The organism is Pseudomonas sp. TNT3 (assembly GCF_010095445.2).
Classification (GTDB): Bacteria; Pseudomonadota; Gammaproteobacteria; order Pseudomonadales; family Pseudomonadaceae; genus Aquipseudomonas.
On the sequence record NZ_WFGV02000005.1, the window covers coordinates 170,265 to 193,726 of the forward strand.

At 60.0% G+C, this 23,462-nt stretch carries 15 protein-coding genes and 1 pseudogene; 6 read left to right on the forward strand and 10 right to left on the reverse strand.

Going from position 1 to position 23,462, the window contains the following annotated elements; all coding sequences use genetic code 11:
* The first annotated feature begins 307 nt into the window (after window positions 1-307).
* The gene (locus GBC55_RS05435; RefSeq protein WP_162436720.1) at window positions 308-2,389 is read left to right on the forward strand and encodes an EAL domain-containing protein; all 2,082 of its coding nucleotides are present in this window, start codon (window positions 308-310) and stop codon (window positions 2,387-2,389) included.
* Window positions 2,390-2,589: 200 nt separating this feature from the next.
* Complete coding sequence (locus tag GBC55_RS05440) at window positions 2,590-3,336, forward strand: SDR family oxidoreductase (protein WP_162436719.1); 747 nt, start codon at window positions 2,590-2,592, stop codon at window positions 3,334-3,336.
* Between the two features lie 90 nt (window positions 3,337-3,426).
* Here GBC55_RS05440 and mapR read toward each other — a convergent pair whose 3' ends face one another.
* From mapR to GBC55_RS05455, 3 genes are all read right to left on the reverse strand, one after another.
* Window positions 3,427-4,836 (reverse strand): GntR family transcriptional regulator MpaR, encoded by a 1,410-nt coding sequence (gene mapR, locus GBC55_RS05445; RefSeq protein WP_162436718.1) that lies wholly within the window; start codon window positions 4,834-4,836, stop codon window positions 3,427-3,429.
* Between the two features lie 182 nt (window positions 4,837-5,018).
* On the reverse strand, window positions 5,019-6,449 hold the full coding sequence (gene ccoG / locus GBC55_RS05450) for a cytochrome c oxidase accessory protein CcoG (RefSeq protein WP_162436717.1): 1,431 nt from the start codon (window positions 6,447-6,449) through the stop codon (window positions 5,019-5,021).
* Window positions 6,450-6,644: 195 nt separating this feature from the next.
* Entirely contained in the window at window positions 6,645-6,878 is a 234-nt protein-coding gene (locus tag GBC55_RS05455; RefSeq protein WP_162436716.1) for a DUF3203 family protein, read from the reverse strand.
* Between the two features lie 123 nt (window positions 6,879-7,001).
* On the opposite strand from GBC55_RS05455, the gene GBC55_RS05460 reads away from it, so the two are divergent.
* The 4 genes from GBC55_RS05460 to glgB all read left to right on the forward strand — a co-directional run bounded on the left by GBC55_RS05460 (window position 7,002) and on the right by glgB (window position 15,660).
* Window positions 7,002-7,517, forward strand: a complete 516-nt coding sequence (locus GBC55_RS05460) for an MgtC/SapB family protein (protein ID WP_162436715.1) — start codon at window positions 7,002-7,004, stop codon at window positions 7,515-7,517.
* Between the two features lie 398 nt (window positions 7,518-7,915).
* Window positions 7,916-9,913 carry an alpha-1,4-glucan--maltose-1-phosphate maltosyltransferase gene (locus GBC55_RS05465; protein ID WP_162436714.1) on the forward strand — a complete coding sequence of 666 codons (1,998 nt, stop codon included), beginning with the start codon at window positions 7,916-7,918 and terminating at the stop codon, window positions 9,911-9,913.
* Window positions 9,914-10,084: 171 nt separating this feature from the next.
* The gene (gene treS, locus GBC55_RS05470) at window positions 10,085-13,426 is read left to right on the forward strand and encodes a maltose alpha-D-glucosyltransferase (protein ID WP_162436713.1); all 3,342 of its coding nucleotides are present in this window, start codon (window positions 10,085-10,087) and stop codon (window positions 13,424-13,426) included.
* Between the two features lie 2 nt (window positions 13,427-13,428).
* Window positions 13,429-15,660 carry a 1,4-alpha-glucan branching protein GlgB gene (gene glgB, locus GBC55_RS05475; RefSeq protein WP_162436712.1) on the forward strand — a complete coding sequence of 744 codons (2,232 nt, stop codon included), beginning with the start codon at window positions 13,429-13,431 and terminating at the stop codon, window positions 15,658-15,660.
* Window positions 15,661-15,761: 101 nt separating this feature from the next.
* Here the strand turns inward: glgB and GBC55_RS05480 are convergent, their stop codons facing one another.
* From GBC55_RS05480 to GBC55_RS05510, 7 genes and pseudogenes are all read right to left on the reverse strand, one after another.
* A complete protein-coding gene (locus GBC55_RS05480; RefSeq protein ID WP_162436711.1) occupies window positions 15,762-16,835 on the reverse strand; it encodes an autotransporter outer membrane beta-barrel domain-containing protein in 1,074 nt (357 codons plus the stop codon).
* Between the two features lie 313 nt (window positions 16,836-17,148).
* Entirely contained in the window at window positions 17,149-19,722 is a 2,574-nt protein-coding gene (locus GBC55_RS05485; protein WP_162436710.1) for an autotransporter outer membrane beta-barrel domain-containing protein, read from the reverse strand.
* 101 nt (window positions 19,723-19,823) lie between these two features.
* Window positions 19,824-20,624: an endonuclease/exonuclease/phosphatase family protein gene (locus GBC55_RS05490; protein ID WP_162436827.1), complete on the reverse strand. Its 801-nt coding sequence runs from the start codon at window positions 20,622-20,624 to the stop codon at window positions 19,824-19,826.
* Window positions 20,625-20,919: 295 nt separating this feature from the next.
* The gene (locus GBC55_RS05495; RefSeq protein WP_162436709.1) at window positions 20,920-21,678 is read right to left on the reverse strand and encodes a PIG-L family deacetylase; all 759 of its coding nucleotides are present in this window, start codon (window positions 21,676-21,678) and stop codon (window positions 20,920-20,922) included.
* Between the two features lie 147 nt (window positions 21,679-21,825).
* Window positions 21,826-22,425, reverse strand: coding sequence for an SAM-dependent methyltransferase (locus tag GBC55_RS05500; protein ID WP_162436708.1), 600 nt, complete (start codon window positions 22,423-22,425; stop codon window positions 21,826-21,828).
* Window positions 22,422-23,180, reverse strand: coding sequence for a PIG-L family deacetylase (locus GBC55_RS05505; RefSeq protein WP_162436707.1), 759 nt, complete (start codon window positions 23,178-23,180; stop codon window positions 22,422-22,424). The genes GBC55_RS05500 and GBC55_RS05505 overlap by 4 nt, the downstream gene beginning before the upstream one ends.
* A pseudogene (locus tag GBC55_RS05510) lies at window positions 23,177-23,462 on the reverse strand (acyl-CoA dehydrogenase); the annotation flags it as partial. The gene GBC55_RS05505 and the pseudogene GBC55_RS05510, both read right to left, overlap by 4 nt.

Below are 23,462 nucleotides of genomic sequence, written 5' to 3' on the forward strand. Positions count from 1 at the left end.
GAGCCGAACGCAGCCTCGCAGGCTCGACAGCTACTACAGAGCCGCACCACGCCTCATGTAGCAGCTGGCGAAGCCTGCGTTGGGGGGCGAAGCGCCCCCCGATTCTCAAGATTGCAACCGTAATTCCTGATTCCCGTAGCCTCTAAAGCTCGGCAATTGCGACACTCCAATGAAATCAAACAAGCGTTTCATCGGACTGCTGGCATTTTGCTCATTTTGTGAGTGCGTTCCCATTTGGAATCAGTACAATCGCCACTTTTCAGCCTCCGAGAAGGGAAGCGGTACGGGGGGGATTCAGAGAAGCCACATGCTCATCGGAAGCTATTCGCCCACGCTGGTCGTCATTTCGCTGTTTGTAGCGATTCTCGCCTCTTACACCGCGCTCGACCTCACCGAACGTATTGCCACGGCCAAGGGCCGAGCCGTGCATTTATGGACGGCGGGTGGCGCGCTGGCGATGGGGGTCGGGGTGTGGTCGATGCATTTCATCGGCATGCTCGCGTTCAAGCTGCCCATTGACCTGGGTTACGACGTCACCCTCACGTCGCTGTCGTTGCTCATTGCAATCCTCTCCTGCGGCTTTGCCCTGTGGCTGGTCAGTCAACCCCGACTGCCCGCGTGGCAACTGCTGTTCGGCGCGTTGATCATGGGGGGCGGGATCAGCGCCATGCATTACACCGGCATGGCGGCGATGCACATGCAGCCGGGTATCGATTACGACCCCACACTCTTCACGGCCTCGCTGCTGATCGCTGTCGGCGCATCAGGAGCGGCGTTGTGGATCGCCTTCCGACTGCGCCAGAACACCCCTTACGTCGCTCTGATCCGCTGTGGCGCGGCCATTATCATGGGCGTCGCCATCGTCGGCATGCACTACACCGGCATGGCTGCGGCGCGGTTTCCGGACGGCAGTTTCTGCGGTGCGGCGGTCAACGGCCTGAACAGCAAGGGCCTCGACAACCTGGTGCTGATCACCACGCTGGCAGTGTTGAGCATTGCGTTGCTGACCTCGATTCTCGATGCGCGGATGGAAGCACGCACCGCGAGTCTTGCCCACTCGCTGACCGAAGCCAACCGCGAACTCACGCAGCTGGCCCTGCATGATCCCCTGACCGGCCTGCCGAATCGGGTCTTGCTCGCCGACCGGATCGACCAGGCGATGCTGATGGTCCGCGAACAGGGCGGTTGTTTTGCGCTGATGTTTATCGATCTGGACGGTTTCAAACCGGTCAACGATGCGTTCGGCCACCATATGGGCGACCAGTTGTTGCGCGAAGTCGCGGCTCGCCTGCGCGAGGACCTGCGTAGCCACGACACCCTGGCACGGATTGGTGGCGACGAATTTCTCCTGCTGGTGCAACTGGCCGAACAGAATGACGCGCTGAATCTGGCAGCACGGCAGGTCGGGTTGATCGGGCGTTCGTTCCGTGTCGCTGAACACGATTTGCAGATCTCCGCCAGCGTCGGCATCGCGATCTATCCGGGTAACGGTGAAACGGCTCAGGAGTTGCTGATGAACGCCGATGCCGCGATGTATCACGCCAAAGGCGCCGGCAAAAACGGCTACAGCTTCTTCGACGCGTCAATGAACAGTAACGCCCGCAAACAGCTGCAATTGCTGCAAGACCTGCGTACTGCCGTGGAACAACAGCAATTCAGCCTGTATTACCAACCCAAGTTCGACGCCGCCAATGGCCGGCCGGTTGGCGCCGAGGCGCTGCTGCGCTGGGTACACCCGACTCAGGGCATGCTGTTGCCGGACAAGTTCATCGAGCTCGCGGAACGGACCGGCCTGATCATTCCGATTGGCGAGTGGGTATTGAACGAAGCCTGCCGGCAAATGCGCGAATGGTACGTGCTCGGTTACACCGACTGGCGCATTGCGGTGAACCTTTCAGCGCTGCAATTCTGCCACGTCGGTCTGGTCCAGAGCGTTGCCAAGGCCCTGGCCACCCACCATTTGCCGGCCAACAGCCTGACCCTGGAAATCACCGAGACCACGGCGATGAGCGACGCCGACGCGAGCATGACCGTGCTGCAGGCGTTGTCGGAAATGGGCGTCGACCTGTCCATCGATGACTTTGGTACTGGCTATTCAAGCCTGATGTACCTCAAACGCCTGCCGGCCAATGAGCTGAAGATCGACCGTGGGTTTGTCCGCGATCTGGAACGCGACAGCGATGATGCGGCGATCGTGTCGGCCATCGTCGCCTTGGGCCAGGCTTTGGGTTTGCGCATCGTTGCCGAAGGGGTGGAAACCGACATGCAGCAGGATTTCCTGACGCAGTTGGGGTGTGATTCGTTGCAGGGCTACCTGCTCGGACATCCGCTGCCGGCTGAGCGGTTCATGATGGACATTGTTCGTGGAGAGCAGCTGGCCGCCGTTTAACAACCACCTGTGGCGAGCGAGCTTGCTCGCGCTCGGCTGCGCAGCAGCCCCTTTTTAATACTGAGAAGAAGGGGCCTGCTGCGCAGTCCAGCGGGAGTAAACTCCCTCGCCACAATGGCAGCACGCTTACCATGCAAATCCTGCGAATGCCGGTTATTCTTGGCCCCGACTGCTTAAGCTTGCAAATGGGGAAAGACAGCATGGACAAAGTCATCGTCATCACCGGTGGGAGCCGAGGCATCGGCGCCGCGACAGCGCTTCTGGCCGCCGAACAGGGCTTCCGGATCTGCATCAACTATCAGGCTGACGAAGAAGCCGCGCATAACGTGCTCGAACAGGTGCGCGCCCTCGGCGCTCAAGCCATCGCAGTACGTGCCGACGTCAGCAACGAAGATGAAGTGATCAGCCTGTTTCAGCGGGTGGACAACGAGCTGGGCCGGGTCACCGCGCTGGTGAACAACGCCGGTACTGTCGGGCACAAATCCCGTGTCGACGAAATGTCCGAATTTCGCATTCTCAAAATTCTCAAGACGAACGTGCTGGCGCCGATCCTCTGCGCCAAGCACGCGATCCTGCGCATGTCGCCCAAGCATGGCGGGCAGGGCGGCAGTATCGTTAACGTCTCGTCGGTGGCTTCGCGTCTGGGCTCGCCTAACGAGTACGTCGATTACGCCGCCTCCAAAGGCGCGCTGGACAGTTTTACCATCGGCCTGTCCAAGGAAGTCGCGGGTGAGGGCATTCGCGTGAATGCCGTACGGCCGGGGTATATCTATACCGACTTCCATGCGTTGAGTGGCGATCCGGATAGGGTCAGCAAGCTGGAGTCAGGCATTCCGATGGCCCGGGGCGGGCGCCCGGATGAGGTTGCGGAGGCGATTGTGTGGCTGCTGTCGGACAAGGCTTCGTATGCGACGGGGACCTTTGTCGATCTGGGCGGTGGGCGTTAGGTCCTGAAGATCAAAAGATCGCAGCCTGCGGCAGCTCCTACAGGGTACTGAGTACATGTAGGAGCTGCCGAAGGCTGCGATCTTTTGCCGTTAAAAGGACCGCACGATCCGTCCCAACGTCTCCATCGCCTTCTCGGCCGCTTCATCCCAAGGGCTGCCATAGTTCAGCCTGATGCAATTCCTGAAGTGCTGGGTCGGCGAAAATATCGGCCCCGGCGCAATGCTGATGCCTTGCGCCAGCGCCATCTGAAACAACTTCAAAGAATCCATTTGTGCCGGTAATTCCAGCCAGAGAAAGTACCCGCCTGCAGGCTGGCTGACCCGTGTCTGCGCCGGGAAATAACGGGCAATGGCGGCGAGCATCGCGCTTTGTTGCTCCTCCAGCGCATAGCGCAGTTTGCGCAGATGCCGGTCGTAACCACCGTGTTGCAGGTAATCGGCAATCGCCGCCTGGGCCGGCATCGACGCACACAGCGATGTCATGAGTTTCAGCCGTTCGATTTTCTGCGCGTAACGCCCGGCCGCGACCCAGCCGATGCGGTAACCAGGCGCGAGGCTTTTGGCAAAGGAGCCGCAGTGCATCACCAGGCCCTCGGTATCAAACGCCTTGGCCGGCTTCGGCGCGTGTTGGCCGTAATACAGTTCGGCGTAGACATCGTCCTCGATCAACGGCACCTGATGACGACGCAGCAACTCCACCAGTTCCTGTTTCTTCGCCTCGGGCATGGTCGCGCCCATGGGGTTCTGGAAACTGGTCATGCACCAGCACACCTTGATCGGATGCCGTTCCAGGGTCTGCGCAAGGACGCCGAGGTCGATGCCGTCGCGCGGGTGCACGGGGATTTCCACCGCTTTGAGTTTCAGGCGTTCAAGGATCTGCAGGCACGCGTAGAACGCCGGCGCTTCGATGGCCACCAGGTCGCCGGGCTCGGTGACGGCTTGCAGGCACAGGTTCAACGCTTCCAGGGCGCCATTGGTGATCAGCAGTTCTTCCATGGGCAGCATCAGGCCGCCGACCATGTAGCGCAACGCAATCTGACGGCGCAGGTGCGGATTGCCTGGCGACATGTCGGTGACCACCATGCGCGGGTCCATTTCCCGCGCCGCACTGGACAGGGAGCGTGATAGCCGTTGCAGCGGAAACAGCGCCGGGCTGGGGAATGCCGAGCCAAAGGGCACGGTGTTCGGGTCTTTGATCGAGTCGAGCACCGAGAACACCAGTTCGCTGACGTCGACTTCGGTGGATTCGTTGACCTGACTGCTGATCACCGGCTCGGAAAACGGGCTTGGTGCATGGGCGTTGACGAAGTAGCCAGAGCGCGGCCGGGCGCGGATCAGGCCGCGGCGCTCCAGCAGGTAGTACGCCTGGAACACCGTCGAAGGGCTGACACCATGGGTCTGGCTGGCGTAGCGCACTGAAGGCACCCGTTGGCCGGGGCCGAGAACGCCGGAGCGGATCAGTTCAGCGATGTCGTCGGCGAATTTTTCGTAGCGTTTCATCGAATGCCCGAATTGAAATTGTTCATATGACGCGGTCCTCTGTGGCGAGGGAGTTCACTCCCGCTGGGTTGCGAAGCAGCCCCAAAGATATTGGCAACACCACTCATTTTTGCGACTGCTGCGCAGCCGAGCGGGAGTGAACTCCCTCGCCACAGGGGATCGTGCGTCTGCATGTTAAGGGATCACCGATTCATCGGCGCTACAAACCGGCTTTTCGCCACGCTATAAATCTGCGGCTCATCGCTGTCGACAATCTTGAAGCTGATGCTCTGAGAACTGCTGCTCGGGCGTTCTGTCGTCATCGCCACCGACACCGGCACATCAACGATCTCGCCGGGCGCCAGGCTCAGTTCGGTCTTGCCCTGGAGCTGAAAACCATCGCCATCGACCAGGGTCAGCCGGTAATCCTGACGCTGCTGGGTCTTGTTGATCACCTTCAGGCTGTAGATGTTTTCGATCTGGCCCTGGCTGTTTTCACGGAACAGGCCCCGGTCTTTGCTCACATCCAGCGATACCATGGGCCGCTCGACCAGCGCGAGGGCGAGGGCGCCGATCATCACCAGCAGCACCGCCGTGTAGCCGATCAACCTGGGGCGCAACAAGTGCGTCTTGCCGCCTTGCAACTCGTGCTCGGAGGTATAGCTGATCAGTCCACGGGCATAACCCATTTTGTCCATGATCGAATCACAGGCGTCGATGCACGCCGCGCAGCCGATGCACTCCATCTGCAAGCCATCGCGGATGTCGATGCCGGTCGGGCAGACCTGCACGCACACCTGGCAGTCGATGCAATCGCCCAGGCCGACGTCGGCAGGCTTGACCTCGCGTTTGCGCGGGCCACGGTTTTCACCGCGAGCGACGTCGTAGGAAATGGTCAGGGTGTCCTTGTCGAACATCACGCTCTGGAACCGCGCATACGGGCACATGTGCATGCACACGGCTTCACGCAACCAGCCGGCGTTGATGTAGGTGGCACCGGTGAAGAACAGCACCCAGAACAGGCTGACACCGGCCATTTGCAGCGTCAGGAGCTCTTCGGCCAGTGGCCGGATCGGGGTGAAATAGCCGACAAATGTCAGGCCCGTGAGCAGGCTGATCGCCAGCCACAGCGTGTGCTTGGCCGAGCGGCGCATGAGTTTGTTCAGCGTCCAGGGCGCGGCCTGCAGTTTGATCCGCTGATTGCGTTCGCCTTCGGTGATCTTCTCGCACCACATGAAGATCCAGGTCCAGGAGCTCTGCGGGCAGGTGTAGCCGCACCACACCCGGCCAGCAAATACCGTAATTGCGAATAGACCGAACGCCGCAATGATCAGCAGCGCCGACAGCAGGATGAAATCCTGCGGCCAGAAGGTCGCGCCAAAGATGTGGAATTTGCTTTCGGACAGGTCCCACAGCACCGCCTGGCGGCCACCCCAGTTCAACCACACCGTGCCGAAGAACAGCAAGAACAGGAAGCCAGCACCGGTCAATCGCAGGTTGCGAAACAGTCCGGTGAAGCTGCGGGTGTGGATCAGGTTGTCGCTGGACCTGGCCTTCATCTTTGGACGCGAGGGCTCATAGGTCTGTACAGGCGCAATACTTTCTACGGTTCGGACGGGAATTCTTTCGCTCATGGTCTTTCGCTCATCAGCCTCCATCAGGCCGGAGCACTATGAGCGTCGATCTGTTTGCATAACAGACTCAGGTATCGCAATAAAAAGCGGATCAGATGAGCCCTGATCCGCTCCCTGCGACAAGTTGAAGCATCCGCCACAGCGGGACATCGACGCCTATATCAGCCGTCTGCGGGCGTTGTTGATCAGCGTCAGCTAAATCACCGAATCACTGTCGGTCGCCTTCAAATGCTTACGACCATCCACTGCACCTGCTACGGTCAATGCGTCGGCTTCTGCTTCGGTGATGTAAACGCGCTGGCCATTGAGCTCCACCGCCGACATGGCTTTTTCGGAGTCGGTGATCACGGTGACGTCGGGGCACAGGCGAATTTCCTCGCCGTTCTCGAGGGTGAAGAAGCAAGTCTGGTTTTCGATGCGCACGGTCATGGTGATGTCCTTTTTTCTGCGGGGGTTCTCTAGCATTAGGGCGTCAGTCGTCGGCATCGTTCGGTGCAACCGATTAATGGTCGGCGCGGTCCATCGTCTAGACCAATTCACAAGGACAGCCGCATGAACGCGTGGTGGCATGAAGTATGGGTGACCCTGCAAGCGGAATTCGCCGACATCGGCGACGCCGCACAATTGACACGAATTACCGTGAGACTGGTGATTGCTGCGCTGTTGGGCGGCATTCTCGGGTTTGAACGCGAGCATAAGGGCAAGGCCGCCGGGGTTCGCACCCACATGCTGGTGGCCTTGGGCGCGGCACTGTTTGTGTTGGTGCCGCAGATGTCCGGGTCTCAGGCCGACGCGATGAGCCGGGTGGTGCAGGGGGTGATTGCCGGGATCGGTTTTCTGGGCGCCGGCACCATCCTGAAAAACACCGAAGGCGATGAAGGCCACGTCAAGGGCCTGACCACCGCCGCCGGGTTGTGGATGACCGCTGCGATTGGAGTAGCCGCGGGGCTGGGGCGTGAATCGACAGCGGTGCTCAGTACGTTATTGGCGTTGGCGATCTTCAGCGTGATGCCGAGGATCTTGAAGCTGCTGGATAAGGATGAGGATAAGGAACGTGATGAACCGTAGGACTCATCGACAGCACCTACACGATTACACAATCACAGGCGGCATAGTCTCTGGTGGATCTTCCCGAGGTGGCGGGGTGGTTCCAGGCGGTTCCTGTTCGGGAACTGGCTCAGGCTCGGTTGGTGGGATCGTCGGATTGTCGATATTCGGATCGGGCGTTTCAGCAGGGATTGGAATATTCATCGTTCAAGCTCCAGTGGCACATGGCGTGAGTCGTGCTTAAGTCTGTTGACCACCGGACAAATGAATTGATTCCCGTAATCAGCCAAGCGAATCAGCGTGAACTTTAGCGGCGCAGGTCGCTCGGAACCTTAGTGAGTTCATTCCAGGGCTGAGCGCTTTGCGCGAACGTCGACCCAGCACAAGAGCGTCCATGGGGCGTAAAGGAGAGATGCTCGATGACGATCGAAAAACCTAATGAGTTGAGCTACAACCCGCACATTCCGCTGTCGCAGGCTTTATTGCTGCCGCGTATTGCCATTGAAGACACCATGCCGATCCTTGATGGCGGCCAGTTCGCGGTCAAGGCCGTGGTCGGGCAGGACGTGGTGGTGACCAGCAAGGTATTTGCCGACGGTCACGACAAGATGGCTGTACGGGTGCGTTGGCGCGCCGAAGGCGACGAGCAGTGGCAGTCCGCAGTCATGGGCGAGCTCGGCAATAACGGTTGGCAGGGCCAGTTTCGCGTGGAACGCCAGGGCCGTTATGTCTATTGCATCGAAGCCTGGATCGACCAGTTCGCCAGCTTCTGTTACGAGCTGGAAAAAAAGCACACCGCACGGGTGCCGGTCAGCCTTGAGCTGCAGGAAGGTCGCACGCACGTTCAACAGGCGGCCGAACGTTCGGAAGGACAACTGAGCGAAGCGCTGGCGGCCCTGCATCATGAACTGTCCGGTCTGCTCGAAACCGAGCAGGTCGCGCTGTTTCTGCACCAGCGTAGCGCTGACTTGATGGCCCAGGCCGATCACCGTGCCTTCGTCAGCCTCAGCCCGGAATACCCGCTGGACGTTGAACGCGAGTTGGCACAATTCGCCAGTTGGTATGAATTGTTCCCCCGTTCGATCACCGACGATCCGGCACGCCACGGCACCTTTAATGACGTGCATTCGCGGCTGCCGATGATCCAGGACATGGGGTTCGACGTGCTGTACTTCCCGCCGATCCACCCCATCGGTCGCAGCCACCGCAAAGGTCCGAACAACTCCCTGACCGCCGGTCCCAACGATCCGGGCAGCCCTTACGCCATCGGCAGTGCTGAAGGGGGTCATGAGGCCATTCATTCGGAGCTGGGCACCCGCGAGGACTTCCGTCGGCTGGTTGCAGCGGCGGCGGATCACGGGCTGGAAATCGCCCTCGATTTCGCGATCCAGTGTTCCCAGGATCACCCGTGGCTCCAGCAGCATCCGGGCTGGTTCAACTGGCGTCCGGACGGCACGATCAAATACGCCGAGAACCCGCCGAAAAAATACCAGGACATCGTCAACGTCGATTTCTACGCCGCTGACGCGATCCCGAGCCTGTGGGTCGAACTGCGAGACATCGTGGTGGGTTGGGTCGAGGAGGGTGTGAAGATCTTCCGTGTCGATAACCCGCACACCAAACCGCTGCCGTTCTGGCAATGGTTGATTGCAGACGTGAGAGCGCTGTACCCGGAAGTGATTTTCCTCGCAGAAGCCTTCACCACCCCGGCGATGATGGCGCGGTTGGGCAAGGTCGGTTACTCACAGAGCTACACCTATTTCACCTGGCGCAACACCAAGTACGAGCTGTCGACTTATCTGACCGAACTCAACGAATCGCCGTGGCGCGAGTGCTACCGACCGAACTTCTTCGTTAACACGCCAGACATCAATCCGGCGTTCCTGCACGAATCCGGTCGCGCCGGTTTCCTCATCCGCGCAGCGCTGGCGACCATGGGCTCCGGTCTGTGGGGCATGTACTCGGGCTTCGAGCTGTGTGAATCGGCCCCGGTGCCGGGCAAAGAGGAATACCTCAACTCCGAGAAGTATGAAATCCGTCCGAGGGACTTCAATGCCCCGGGCAACATCATTGCCGAAATTGCCCAGCTCAACCGGATTCGCCGGCAGAACCCGGCGCTGCAGACGCACCTGGGTTTGAAGATTTACAACGCCTGGAACGACAACATTTTGTATTTCGGCAAACGTAGCGCTGACGGCAGCAATTTCATTCTGGTGGCGGTGAGCCTTGATCCGCATAACGTGCAGGAAGCGAACTTCGAGTTGCCACTGTGGGAGATGGGCCTGCCTGACGACGCCCATACCCAGGGCGAGGACTTGATGAGTGGCCATCGCTGGACCTGGTACGGCAAGTACCAGTTCATGCGCATCGACCCGGCGCACCAGCCGTTCGGGATTTGGCGGATTTCCACGTCGTAACTACACCGCCGCACCCCCTGTAGGAGCTGTCGAGCGCAACGAGGCTGCGATCTTTTGATCTTTAAAGTCAAAGTCAAAAGATCGCAGCCTTCGGCAGCTCCTACATGGGCAGGCCGGTGTATTGCGAACGCTGCGCTGCAGTGGCTTTATTGAATTCAACAGGAGTTTCAAATGGCGAAGAAACCCAAGGCAGCCACTTTTATCAAGGACCCGCTCTGGTACAAGGATGCGGTGATCTACCAGGTACACGTTAAGTCTTTTTTCGACTCCAACAATGACGGGATCGGCGACTTTCCCGGTCTTATTGCCAAACTCGATTACATTGCCGATCTCGGCGTCAACACCATCTGGCTCCTGCCGTTCTACCCGTCCCCTCGGCGCGACGATGGCTATGACATCGCCGAGTACCGGGGCGTGCACCCCGACTACGGAACGATGGCCGATGCCAGGCGGTTCATTTCCGAGGCCCATGAACGCGGCCTGCGGGTGATCACCGAATTGGTCATCAACCACACCTCGGACCAGCACGCCTGGTTCCAGCGCGCTCGCAAAGCCAAGAAAGGCTCGGCAGCCCGGGACTTCTATGTGTGGTCGGATGACGATCAGAAGTACGACGAAACCCGCATCATCTTTCTCGACACCGAGAAGTCCAACTGGACCTGGGACCCCGTGGCTGGCCAGTACTTCTGGCACCGGTTCTACTCCCACCAGCCAGACCTGAATTTCGACAATCCGCAAGTCATGAAAGCCGTGCTGTCGGTGATGCGTTACTGGCTGGACATGGGCATCGACGGCCTGCGCCTGGACGCCATTCCTTACCTGATCGAGCGCGACGGCACCAACAACGAGAACCTGCCCGAGACCCACGACGTCCTCAAGCAGATCCGCGCCGAAATCGACGCCAACTACCCGGATCGCATGTTGCTGGCCGAGGCCAATCAATGGCCGGAAGACACGCAGTTGTACTTCGGTGACACCGACGCTGAAGGCCAGAATGGCGATGAATGTCACATGGCGTTCCACTTCCCGTTGATGCCGCGCATGTACATGGCGCTGGCCCAGGAAGACCGTTTCCCGATTACCGATATCCTGCGCCAGACCCCGGAGATCCCGGCCAACTGCCAATGGGCGATTTTCCTGCGTAACCACGATGAACTGACGCTGGAGATGGTCACCGACAAAGAACGTGACTACCTGTGGAATTACTACGCCGCCGACCGTCGGGCGCGGATCAACCTGGGTATCCGCCGACGTCTGGCCCCGCTGATGGAACGCGACCGTCGTCGTGTTGAGCTGCTGAACAGTCTGCTGTTGTCGATGCCCGGCACGCCGACCTTGTACTACGGCGATGAAATCGGCATGGGCGATAACATCTACCTTGGCGACCGCGACGGCGTGCGTACGCCCATGCAATGGTCGATTGACCGCAACGGCGGCTTCTCTCGCGCCGATCCGGCGAGCCTGGTGCTGCCGCCGATCATGGACCCGCAATACGGGTATCTGTCGGTCAACGTCGAAACCCAGGCCGGCGACCCGCATTCGCTGCTGAACTGGACCCGCCGCATGCTCGCTGTGCGCAAGCAGTCCAAGGCATTTGGTCGCGGCACGTTGAAAATGCTCTCGCCGAGCAACCGGCGGATCCTGGCTTACACCCGTGAATTCACCGGGGAGGATGGCAAGCACGAAATCATCCTTTGCGTGGCCAACGTTTCGCGCAGTGCACAAGCGGCGGAGCTGGACCTGTCGGCCTACGTCGGCATGGTGCCGGTGGAAATGCTTGGCGGTAATGCCTTCCCGCCGATTGGCCAGTTGAATTTCCTGCTGACCCTGGCCCCGTACGGCTTCTATTGGTTCGGCCTGGCCGCGGAGAATCAGATGCCCAGCTGGCACGTCGAACCGGCGCAAAGCCTGCCGGACTTCACTACGCTGGTGCTCAAACACCGCATGGAAGAGCTGCTCGACTCCCCGACCCGCGACACCCTCGAGCAAGGCATTCTGCCGAACTGGCTGCAGAACCGTCGCTGGTTTGCCGGCAAGGATGCCGCCATCGAACAGGTGAAGCTGGCCTACGGCGTGCGCTTTGGCGATGCGCAGCACCCGGTATTGCTCAGTGAAATCGATGTCACCAGCAATGGCCAGACCAGCCGCTACCAACTGCCGTTCGGCTTCATTGCCGAAGATCAGGTCGGGCCGGCATTGCCGCAACAGTTGGCGCTGTCTCGAGTACGGCGTGGCCGTCAGGTCGGCGTCATCACGGATGCGTTCGCCCTGGAAAACTTTATCCGTGCGGTCCTGCAAGGCATGCAGAGCAATTCGGTTTTGCCCTCGGAAGCCGGGGAGATCCGTTTCGAACCGACTGCCGAACTGGCCAAACTGGGGCTCAATGCAGAGTCCGAGGTGCGTTACCTGTCTGCTGAGCAATCCAACAGTTCGGTCGTGGTCGGCAAGAGCCTGGTGCTCAAGCTGATTCGTAAAATCGCCTCCGGCGTGCACCCGGAACTTGAAATGAGCGCCTACCTGACCAAGGCCGGCTTCAGCAATATTTCGCCGCTGCTGGGTTCGGTGATTCGCCGCGATGCTCAGGGTGAAGACACGTTGCTGATGATCGCCCAGGGCTTCCTGAGCAATCAGGGCGACGCCTGGGAATGGACCCAGAACAACCTGGAACGGGCGTTGCGCGACGAACTGGCGCAAGCCATCTCCGAGCAGGAACAACATTACAACGCGCTTGGGGAGCTGAAAGATTTCGCCGGCATGCTGGGTCAGCGATTGGGCGAAATGCACCAGGTGCTGGCCGCGCCCACAGACGACCCGGACTTCGCGCCGCACATCACCACGCAGAAAGAGGCCCTCGCATCGGCCAAGGATGTCGCGGCTCAAGTTGAGCACTCGTTGAAGTTGCTCAAGGAGCATCAAAACGAACTGAACCCCGAAGACCAGGCGTTGGTCAGTCGTTTACTGGACAACAAAAAGGCGATCCTGAGTCATGTTCAGGACCTGGGTAAAAAGTCGGCCGGTGGTTTGCGCATCCGCGTCCACGGCGATTTGCATTTGGGTCAGGTTCTGGTGATCAAGGGCGATGCGTACCTGATCGACTTTGAAGGTGAGCCGGCGCGGCCATTGCATGAACGACGGGGCAAGCACAGTCCGTATAAAGACGTCAGCGGCGTGTTGCGTTCCTTCGATTACGCGGCGGCGATGACGATCAATGTGCACAACGTCGACAACACCGAAATTGCGCAAGCTGCGCGCACGCGGGTTGCCGAACGTTATTTGAGTGAGGCAAAAATCGCATTTATCGACGCCTATCGGCGAGCGGCAGCTAGTCTTGCTCATGCGTGGCAAGATCCTGAAGGCGAGGATGCTGCGCTGGCGTTGTTCGGTCTGGAAAAGGCCGCGTACGAGGTGGCCTATGAGGCGGAGAATCGCCCGAACTGGTTGCCCGTGCCGTTGCATGGTTTATATGGATTATTGAGTGGGCTTAAACCCTTTTCCGATCTTGGTGGAGAGTAGTCATGAGTTTCTCGAACAAGGAACAGGGTCACGCTAAAGAAGCGCTGCTGCCCGGATCGCGGGACATCGACGCGCTGGTACGCGCCGAGCATCACGACCCTTTTGCAATTCTGGGCCCCCACGGCGATGGCGCCGGCGGGCAATACATTCGGGCTTATCTGCCGGACGCCTTGAGCGTGCAGGTCATCGCCAAGGACTCCGGGGAAGAACTCGGCAACCTTGAAGCGACCCAGACCCCTGGATTGTTTGTTGGCCATTTCGACCGCGCTCAGCCCTATGTGCTGCGCACCCGTTGGGCTGGAGGCGAGCAGGTGTCGGAAGACCCTTACAGCTTCGGCCCGTTGCTGGGCGAGATGGATTTGTACCTGTTTGCCGAGGGCAATCACCGCGACCTGAGCAGTTGCCTCGGTGCGCAGCTGAAGACAGTTGATGGCATCGATGGCGTGCGCTTTGCCGTCTGGGCACCGAATGCCAAGCGGGTGTCGGTGGTCGGCGATTTCAACAATTGGGACGGCCGTCGTCATCCGATGCGCCTGCGTCATCCTACCGGTGTCTGGGAGTTGTTCATCCCGCGCATGCAGGCTGGTGAAGCCTACAAATACGAGATCCTCGGTGCCCAAGGCATTCTGCCGCTCAAGGCCGATCCGATGGCGCTGGCAACCTCGCTGCCACCGGACACCGCGTCGAAAGTCGCCTCACCGCTGAACATCGACTGGCAGGATCACGAGTGGATGCAGGCGCGGATCGAGCGTCAAAAGCCGAGCGCGCCGTTGTCGATCTACGAATTGCACGCCGGTTCCTGGCAGTGCGAACTGGACGATCTGGGTGAAGTGGCCCGTCAGTACACCTGGCACGAATTGGGTGAACGGCTGATTCCTTACGTCAAGGAACTGGGCTTCACCCACATCGAACTGATGCCGATCATGGAACACCCGTTCGGTGGTTCGTGGGGCTATCAACTGCTCTCGCAGTTCGCCCCGAGTGCCCGCTACGGTTCGCCGGATGATTTCGCCGCCTTCGTCAATGCCTGCCACCTGGCGGATATCGGCGTGATCCTTGACTGGGTTCCGGCGCATTTTCCGACCGATACCCACGGCCTGGCCCAGTTCGACGGCACTGCGCTGTACGAGTACGGCAACCCGCAGGAAGGCTTCCATCAGGATTGGGACACGCTGATCTACAACCTCGGCCGTACCGAAGTGCACGGCTATATGCTGGCGTCGGGGTTGCACTGGCTCAAGCATTTCCACGTCGATGGCCTGCGTGTCGATGCAGTGGCGTCGATGCTGTATCGCGATTACTCGCGCAAGGCTGGCGAGTGGGTACCGAACCGGCATGGCGGTCGCGAAAACCTCGAAGCCATCGACTTCCTGCGCCACCTTAATGACGTGGTCAACCTCGAAGCGCCGGGTGCGCTGGTGATCGCCGAAGAATCCACTGCATGGCCGGGTGTGAGCCAGAGCACGCAACAGGGCGGTCTGGGTTTCGATTACAAATGGAACATGGGCTGGATGCACGACTCGCTGCATTACATCCAGCAGGACCCGGTGTACCGCGGGCATCACCACAACGAGCTGAGTTTCGGCCTGGTGTATGCATGGTCCGAGCGTTTCATCCTCCCGATCTCCCACGATGAAGTGGTGCACGGCAAGCATTCGCTGATTGACAAGATGCCGGGTGATCGCTGGCAGAAATTCGCCAACCTGCGCGCGTACCTGAGTTTCATGTGGTCGCACCCGGGCAAGAAATTGTTGTTCATGGGTTGCGAATTCGGCCAGTGGCGCGAGTGGAATCACGATCAGCAACTGGACTGGTACCTGCTGCAGTACTCCGAGCACAAAGGCGTGCAGAAGCTGGTGGGTGACCTGAACCGGTTGTATCGCGAAGAACCGGCGATGCACGATCAGGACGACGCGCCGCAAGGGTTCCAGTGGTTGATCGGCGACGATGCGATCAACAGCGTCTATGCGTTCCTGCGCTGGAGCAAGGACGGGCGTCCGGTATTGGTGGTGGCCAACTTCACCCCGGTGCCACGTCAGGGTTATCGCGTGGGCGTACCGTTTGCCGGTCGCTGGACCGAGGTCATCAACAGTGATGCGGCGATGTACGCCGGTTCCAACTACGGCAACGGTGGCGGGGCGTTTACAGAAGAAGAACCGAGCCATGGGCAGCCGCTGTCGCTGGGCTTGAATTTGCCGCCGTTGGCGGTGTTGATTCTGCGGCCGGAACTGTAAATCAAAAGATCGCAGCCTTCCGCAGCTCCTACAGTATCGGGTTAACACACGGTCAATGTAGGAGCTGCCGCAGGCTGCGATCTTTCTTTAATGCCAACCGCTCACCAGCGCATCCGCACGCCCAGGCTGCCGATCAACCCGTTCAAATCGTTCTCATCCACATCACTGCTGTAATCGGCGCTGACGTACAGGCTCAGCACCGGTGTCACCTTCGCCACCAGACCCAACCCCAACTCCACCGTCGATGATTTGCGGCTGCTGCTGATCTTGTCGACCTGATCGAGGGTCACCGTGTTGCCGGTATACACCGTGTGCCACAGGTTGGTCCGAACATAAGGTTCCACGCCCAGGCCATTGATGTCGTAGCTCCCTTTCAATCGCGCACCGACCCGGCCGCTCCACGACGTCAGGTCGCTGGATGATGCGTTGCCCGATCCGCCATAGGGCGTATCCAGGGTAATGCGCTGGTTGATCAACTGGGCCTGGGGTTCGACCACCCAGTTCTCACTCACGCCGATCGGAAAGCCGCCCTCAACCGAAAACGTCACTGCACTGCCTTCGGTCATCTGCCGGGCGCCCTGTTCATTGCGGCTGAAACCGTTGACCCGGCCACCACTGGCAGACAAATCCACGTGCCAGCCTTGTGGGCCGGTCAGGCTCCAGTACGCGCCAAGGCTCTGGCCTTGCAGATTGAGGGTGTCGGTAGCGGGATCCGCCAGAGCACGGCTGGTCAACAACCCGTTGCTGTTGCCCTGGAACTGGGTGGTGCCGCCGATCAGCCCGACTCGCTGGGTATGTCCGCTGCTACTTTGCAGCGTCAGGATCGCCGGGCCTTTGAATTCGGTACCGCCAGAGAGGGACGAGCCTTGGGCCATATAGTCGGTTTGCGCCTGGCGCGAAGGTTGGCCGTAGAGTTGATCCCAGGCGGAGGGTGCTACGTCTTCAATCGTCAGGCGTGAACTTCGCACATCGTCAGCGGGGCTGAAGTGGCCTGGGTAGGGGGCGGTGATGGAAATAGCGGGTAGTGACAGCACCGGTACGTCCTGGCGATACCAGGGCAGCGTTTCATCTTCGGCAGAGCCTGCCTTCACCTCCATGGATGAACACAGCAGGATTGAGCTTGAAACGGTGCAAAACGTGACTTTGATCTCTTGAGGGGTGAGTGAAGTTCTCATGGTGGTCTACCTTGCAATCGCATGCGCTATCTCGCTTTGGCGTCTCTCCTACCCCGAATGAGGGGCGACCGAATGGAGTAGGGCAAGCCTCTGACCTCCCGTGTATGCGGGTGTCTGGAGGCTTGAACCTGGTGGTATTTCCGGGGGTAGTACCGTGTAGCTAAGAAGACCCCTGACGTTGCGTCAAGAAAATGGCCGATAAATGGTAGGGTTAATTTAACGCTGTCAAGTGACTGATTTACGGCACTGATCTAAGTACTTGTTTGTACATGACATCGTCAAAAAAACCCGCGCCAGAGCGTTTAAATGATGGTTACCAGCTAACCCTGAGCCCCACGTTTCCCGACAAACCACGCAGGTCCTGGCTGTCAATATTGCTGCTGTAGTCTGCGGCGGCGTAAACACTCACGGTCGAAGCCAGGCTCAGGATGACGCCCAGGCCGACATCGGCGGAGGAGGACTTCTGTTCGGTAGTGACCTGATCGACGTCGTCGAAGGTCACGGTGTCGCTGCCTGAAAAGGTGTGCCACAGGTTAGCGCGCAGATAGGGTTCCATCGGACGTCCCCCGACGTCGTAACGGCCCTTGAGCCGAGCGCCCAAGCGACCGGTCCAGGCACCATCGGAATCGAACGAAACGCGAGATACGCCGTCATCCTGGCTGTCGAGGGAGATTTTCTGGTGGATGACTTGCGCTTGGGGTTCCACCACCCAGTTGCCAGCCACGGCGATGGGGTAGCCCGCTTCGGCGGAAACTGTGAGCGCATTGCCACGATTGTCGATTTTCAGGCCGCGTTCGGAATGATTGTCGCCATCCAGTCGAGTGCCCATCAACACTGTGTCGATGTACCAGCCTTTGGGGTCGGTCAGCGTCCAGTACAGGCCATAGCTGTCGCCCTCAAGGTCGATCTTGCCGGCGCGCTTGCCTTCGAAGCCTTCGTTGAATCCATCGACATTGCCCTTCATCCGGGTATGCCCGACAAAGAACCCGGTGCGTTGCGTCTGCCCGCCGGACCACTGTGAGCTGTACAGGTCATTGCCGACCTGGAAGCCGCTGATCGAACCGTCGAAGCGAGGCGACACGGTGCCCGCCCAGGTCTGGTCGAGATTCTTGCCATACACCCGACCCCAGCCAGCGCCAAACGCACCGGTTTCGGTAAGCAGTCGCTGATCGCCCTGGCGATCATGGAAAGTGCCCAGCGCCATCAGGGTCAGTTGCGCAGCCGCCGGCGGCAACACTGACCAGTTGGGGACTTCAGGACGATACAAAGCGATGGGTTCGGCGCCCGGCACGGCGGCAGGCAAGGGTGGAAGTTCGGGATTGCCTTCAGGCGCCAGCGCCGCGACCGGCACCGCGACCACGGGAACAACAATGGGCGGTAATTCCGGGTCGGGATTTGGAACAGTCGTGACTTGTGGCGCAACGACGGCCGAACGCAGGTACCAACTGTTTTCCGTGCCTGCCGTGACACCACCCTTGAACAGGCGGTAATCGAACGCACCGGCGGAGATCAGGCCGCCGTTCAGTGCGAAAGCGCCGTTGCTGCTGACCGCCGTGCCTTGGGCTTCCACAAGCTGAATACCGTTTTGCTGCGTCAATCCGCCCGCGCCGCCCAGGTTAGTAACGGTGATCAAGGTATTGCCGGTCAAAGTCCCGTTATTCACCACCAGTTTGTCGCTGGCCGAGCTGTCATCGCCAAGCACGCTTTGCAGCAACAGTTTGCCGCCGTTGCCAGCGTAATTGCCTTGCACGGTCAGTGTGTCGTTGGTGCGGGTGTTGGCACTGGTGAGGTCGAGGGTGCCGGCGTTGTTCAACGTGGCGAGCTGGCCTGCCGTTAAGGCTGTGATGCTGCCTTGGGTCGACGTCAGCGTGCTGCTGCCGTCAATGTTGAACACTCCGGTACCGCTGGTGCTGTCGCCCAGCGCAAAGGTGCTGCTATCGAGGTCCAGTCGTGAGTTGTTGTTCAGGTTGACCGTTTCCCAATTGATGTACCGGGCGGCGCCGGCCGTCGTGGTCTGGTCGAAGGTCAGCAGATCGTTGCCCGGACCGCCATCCATGCTCGGGGTCAGGGCGAGGGTGCTTTCGGTTAGATTGCCCAGGGTCGCACGATCATTGCCTTCGCCCATCAGGATCGCCGAACGGATAATCCCGCCACCGTTCCAGTTCAGCACGTCATCGCCGACACTGGCGCGGATCTCGCCGGCAATTTCGCCACCGGTCACAGTGATGCTGTCGTTGCCGCCACTGACACTGACGTTGCCACCGATTCTGCCACCGGACACGATGATGGTATCGGTGCCGAAGGCCGTCACCAGGTTGCCGAGAATCTGCCCGCCCGACAGGTCAAAAATATTGTTGTCGAGCTTCATGTCGACGCGACCGATGCTGCCCGCGGTCATTTTCGCCACGTCTCCGTCCTCGAACGCGCCGACGATGGTGCCGCCGGTCATCAGGAAGGTGTCACGGCCATCGCCTTGTGCCAGGGACTGAATGCTCCCGCCACTCATGACGAAGTCATCAATGCCATTGCCCTGGCTGACGGCGCCGGTGATTTGCCCGGCGGTGATCAGCAGCCGATCAACGCCATCGCCCAGGTCGAGCGTGCCGGCGAGGGTGCCGGAGTTCATTTCCACGGTGTCGCTGCCGGCACCGAAGGCGACATTGCCATTGATGCGGCCGGTGCCGTTGGCAGGAAAGGTCAGGGTGTTGTTGCCGAGCAGGTCGGTCAGCGGTCCGCTGGTGGCGCTGTCACAGACGTAATTGTCATTACCGGCGGAGGGAGTGAGTGTGCAAGCGGCTTGGGCATTCACCGACCAGCCGATGCAAAAACAGAGGGGAACAGCACAAACGCTAAAGCGGTACTTGGGCTGTGCTGTCGAAAAATCCATTCTCGTCTCCACGTGGTCATCAGCATTTACAACAACCTATCAAGAGTTCCAACAGGAAACTACTGACACAATTGACAGGTCGTGCTGATTAATTTGCGCAATCAGAGATGTACTTCTACCGCCAACGGCAGGTGATCCGACAGGTGCGTCCAGGGTTTGTGCCCCAGTATTCGCGGCTCATGACTGCTGGCATTACGCAGGTAAATCCGATCCAGGCGTAGGAGAGGAAACCGTGCCGGGTAAGTTTTTGCCGGACGACCGTGATGGCGTTCGAAGGCTTCATGCAAGTAATCACGACGGGCGAGGGCGGCATTGCCTTGCAATTGCCAGTCGTTGAAGTCGCCCGCGATGATCACCGGCGCGTCGTCAGGCAGTGATTCGAGCAACTGGCAGAGGAGTTGCAGTTGCAGCTGGCGATGGCTTTCCAACAGGCTCAAGTGCACGCAGATGGCGTGGACTTCGGCGTGTCCCGGTACGTCCAGCACACAATGCAGCAAGCCGCGACGCTCGGGGCCGGTGATGGAGACGTCGAGGTTGCGGTACTCGCGAATGGGGTATTTGGAGAGTAATGCGTTGCCGTGGTGACCATCGGGATAAACAGCGTTGCGACCGTAGGCAAAATCGCTCCACATGCTGTCGGCGAGGAATTCGTATTGCGACGTTTGCGGCCAGTTATTGAACCGGGAGGAATGGCGCTCGTGTTCGCCGACCACTTCCTGCAAAAACACCAGATCCGCCGAGGTGCTGCGCACGGCTTCACGGAGCTCGGGAAGAATGAAACGTCGATTGAGTGCGGTGAATCCTTTGTGGGTATTGACCGTCAATACGCGTAGCCGATGAACGGCCTGCGGGGTGTTCAACGGCACCGAATCGATCGCCTGCCGCGTTGGATCACTGGTCACGTTCATACCTCTGAGTCGGGCTTCATATGTATGCGACTGATGCAGGGCCGAGCAGTTCAGCGCATGTCATGAATTTCAAATTAACACGGAGCTCACGTACACCCCGCGCCCTGTAGCAGCTGGCGAAGCCTGCGTTGGGGCGCGAAGCGGCCCCCGATTTTCAAGTGGACACCTCGTCGCCCGGAAAGCGACCGCTTCGCAGTCGGACGCAGCCTTCGGCAGCTGCTACAGAGGATTTGCGTGAACCTGATGAGTTGCTAGAGGATTTGTACGAAATTGGCCGTTAGCGATACGTTCAGACAAACACAATCTCGTACGGCAATCGCATGCGTTGCAGCAGCACCCTGGGCAACAGGGGGGCGAGGCCGATGGCGGGTTCACCGTTGAGTTGGCTCGCATAGGCGTGAGTGGCGTGGCTTTTGCGCGCGACGGTCCAGCTGTCGAGGCGGACTTTGCGCGCACGGTGCCAGGGGATTTGTTCGCGATCCCGCAGGGGCCGATGCCACGCCTGAATCGGTACTTCGTTGAACGTCGCACCCACCATTTTTGCCGCCTTGGCACTGGCACGGCTGACCGTGTCGTGGTCGCGGTTACTGTCCTCGCTCCAGGTGCTGAACACCACGTCGCCGGGGCGCAGATAACGCGCAATAAATTCGGTCAATTGAGCTTCCTGCTCGGCCAGGGCATTGTCGGTGAACCCGCCGCGCACCCATTTCAGGCTGTGCATGGGCAAACCGAGCCGGCGCAGCGCTTCGACGCTTTCCTGGGAGCGAAACACACTCAGGCGCTTCTCCGACCACTGTTGCGACCCCGGCTGGCTGCTGCTGCCGTCGGAAATCGAGATCAATTGCAAGGGATGACTCAAGGCACTGAGCAGTTGCAACAGGCCACCGCACATCATCACTTCATCGCCGGGGTGGGTCGAGATGACCACTGCTCGCGCGCCCGGTGGGACGAGGGTTTCGGTATTGATGACGGGAATGTTGTCCAGTTGCGGGGCGCTGTTCCAGATCTGTGCAGGCGGGCTGTTCTCGCTGGTGGAGGCAGATTTCATCGCAATGACATCCTTGTTGTAGGTGTATGAACAATGTCGGCGCTCCGTACCCTGGATTGCCGCGGGAAGAGTATTGCTCATGTCTGGCGATTCGTCGCCCCGATGTTCTATCCGGTACGTTTTATTTCGCGCTGTCCATCCGATCGATCAACGCAGGCCCTCCAGCGCCGCCACGGAACGGGGTTCGCGGCTCCAGACTTCCAGCAGAAAATCCGCCTCCTGATGCAGCACCAGGCGCGGCAAATGCAACTGTTCGTGCAGCAAGTCATGCACCTGCCGCGCGTTCAACGGGCAGCCATCGATGGGCGGACGCCAATGGCAGGCGAGGAGCTGGCCATCGGCAGCCAGGGACCGCCCGGCCTTTTCGATCAGCTGCTTGAGGTCTTTGGCGTCGAGGTAATAGCCCACCTCGCTCAGCACGATCAGGTCGAACTGTTCTTCCGGCCAGTCATTGGGCAAGCGGCCCTGACGCACTTCGGCATGGTCAAACAAACTCAGACGTGTACGCGCCAGCGTGACCGCCGCGCTGGCCGTGTCGCAACACAACAGGCGGTCGCATCGCGTCGCAAGATCGGCGCTCAATTCACCATTGGCACAGCCAGGCTCGAAAATGGCGCGGTACCGGAGGCGGGGTAATGCCGCCAGGGTGATTGCGCGTTTGCGATGTTCATACCAGCGGTCGCGGAACGCCCAGGGGTCATCGTTGCCGGCAAACAGCCCGTCGAAATAGCGATCCTCTACGCTCATAAAAACACCACCTCAAAAGGTTGCAGCAACCGGTCCAGTACAAACGGCGCCAGCACCGGCGGCAAGCCGACCTGGGGATCACCTTCCAGCTGGCTGGCGAATGCATGGATGGCGTGACGTTTGCGCGCTACCAGCGGCGGGTCCAGCAGGATTTTTCGCGCCCGATGCCACGGCACGCCGCTGTCTTCGGGCGTCGCCCAATGCCAGGTCCACACCGGCAGTTCGTGCAGCGTAGCCCCGACCCGTTGCGCTGCTTCGGCACTGGCGCGGCCTACGGCTTCGTGGTCGCAATGGCCATCCTCGCGCCATGTGGTAAACACCACATCGTTGGCGCGCAGATGGCGTTGGATGAACTCGACCAGTTCCGTCTCCCGAGCCGCCACCTGGCTGTCGGCAAACCCGCCGCGCAGCCATCTCAAACTGTGCAATGGCAGACCCAGCCGGCGCAGAGCCTCGACGGATTCCTGTGGGCGCACCGTGCTGAGTCTTTCCACCGACCAACGCTCGGAACCTGGATGGCTGGCGCTGCCGTCGGTGACCGAGATCAGCTGCAACGCCCGACCCGCCTGCGCCAGCAGTTGCAGAAAGCCGCCGCAGCCGAGTATTTCGTCGTCCGGGTGCGGCGCAATGATGACCGCCCGAGCGCCTTCAGGGACGAGTTCCAGAATATCGACGGTCGCCAGCTGTGCCAGGTGGCGAGAGGTCTGCCACAGGTGCAGCGGCGTGCCCTGACCGACGATTGGATTGGTCTTCATAACGTCCAGGTCCCTTGGATGATTGTTTGCCCTAGCGCCGCCAGATCGCGTTCGGCATGGCTTTGCCGCAGGAATACCGGCAGATCGGCGCTTAGGCGGGCAAATTGAGGGTCCTTGCAATACGGGGCAGCACCCAACGCGCGGCCCACGTGATGGATGACCTGCTCGGCGGCGTTTTCCACGACGGCGCGAGCGCGCCGGGCCAACAGTTCGGCATTGTCGTGGGGGGCGGCGTCGATGGTCGATGCGCTGAGCCGCAGTACTGAAGCCGCGCTGTACAAC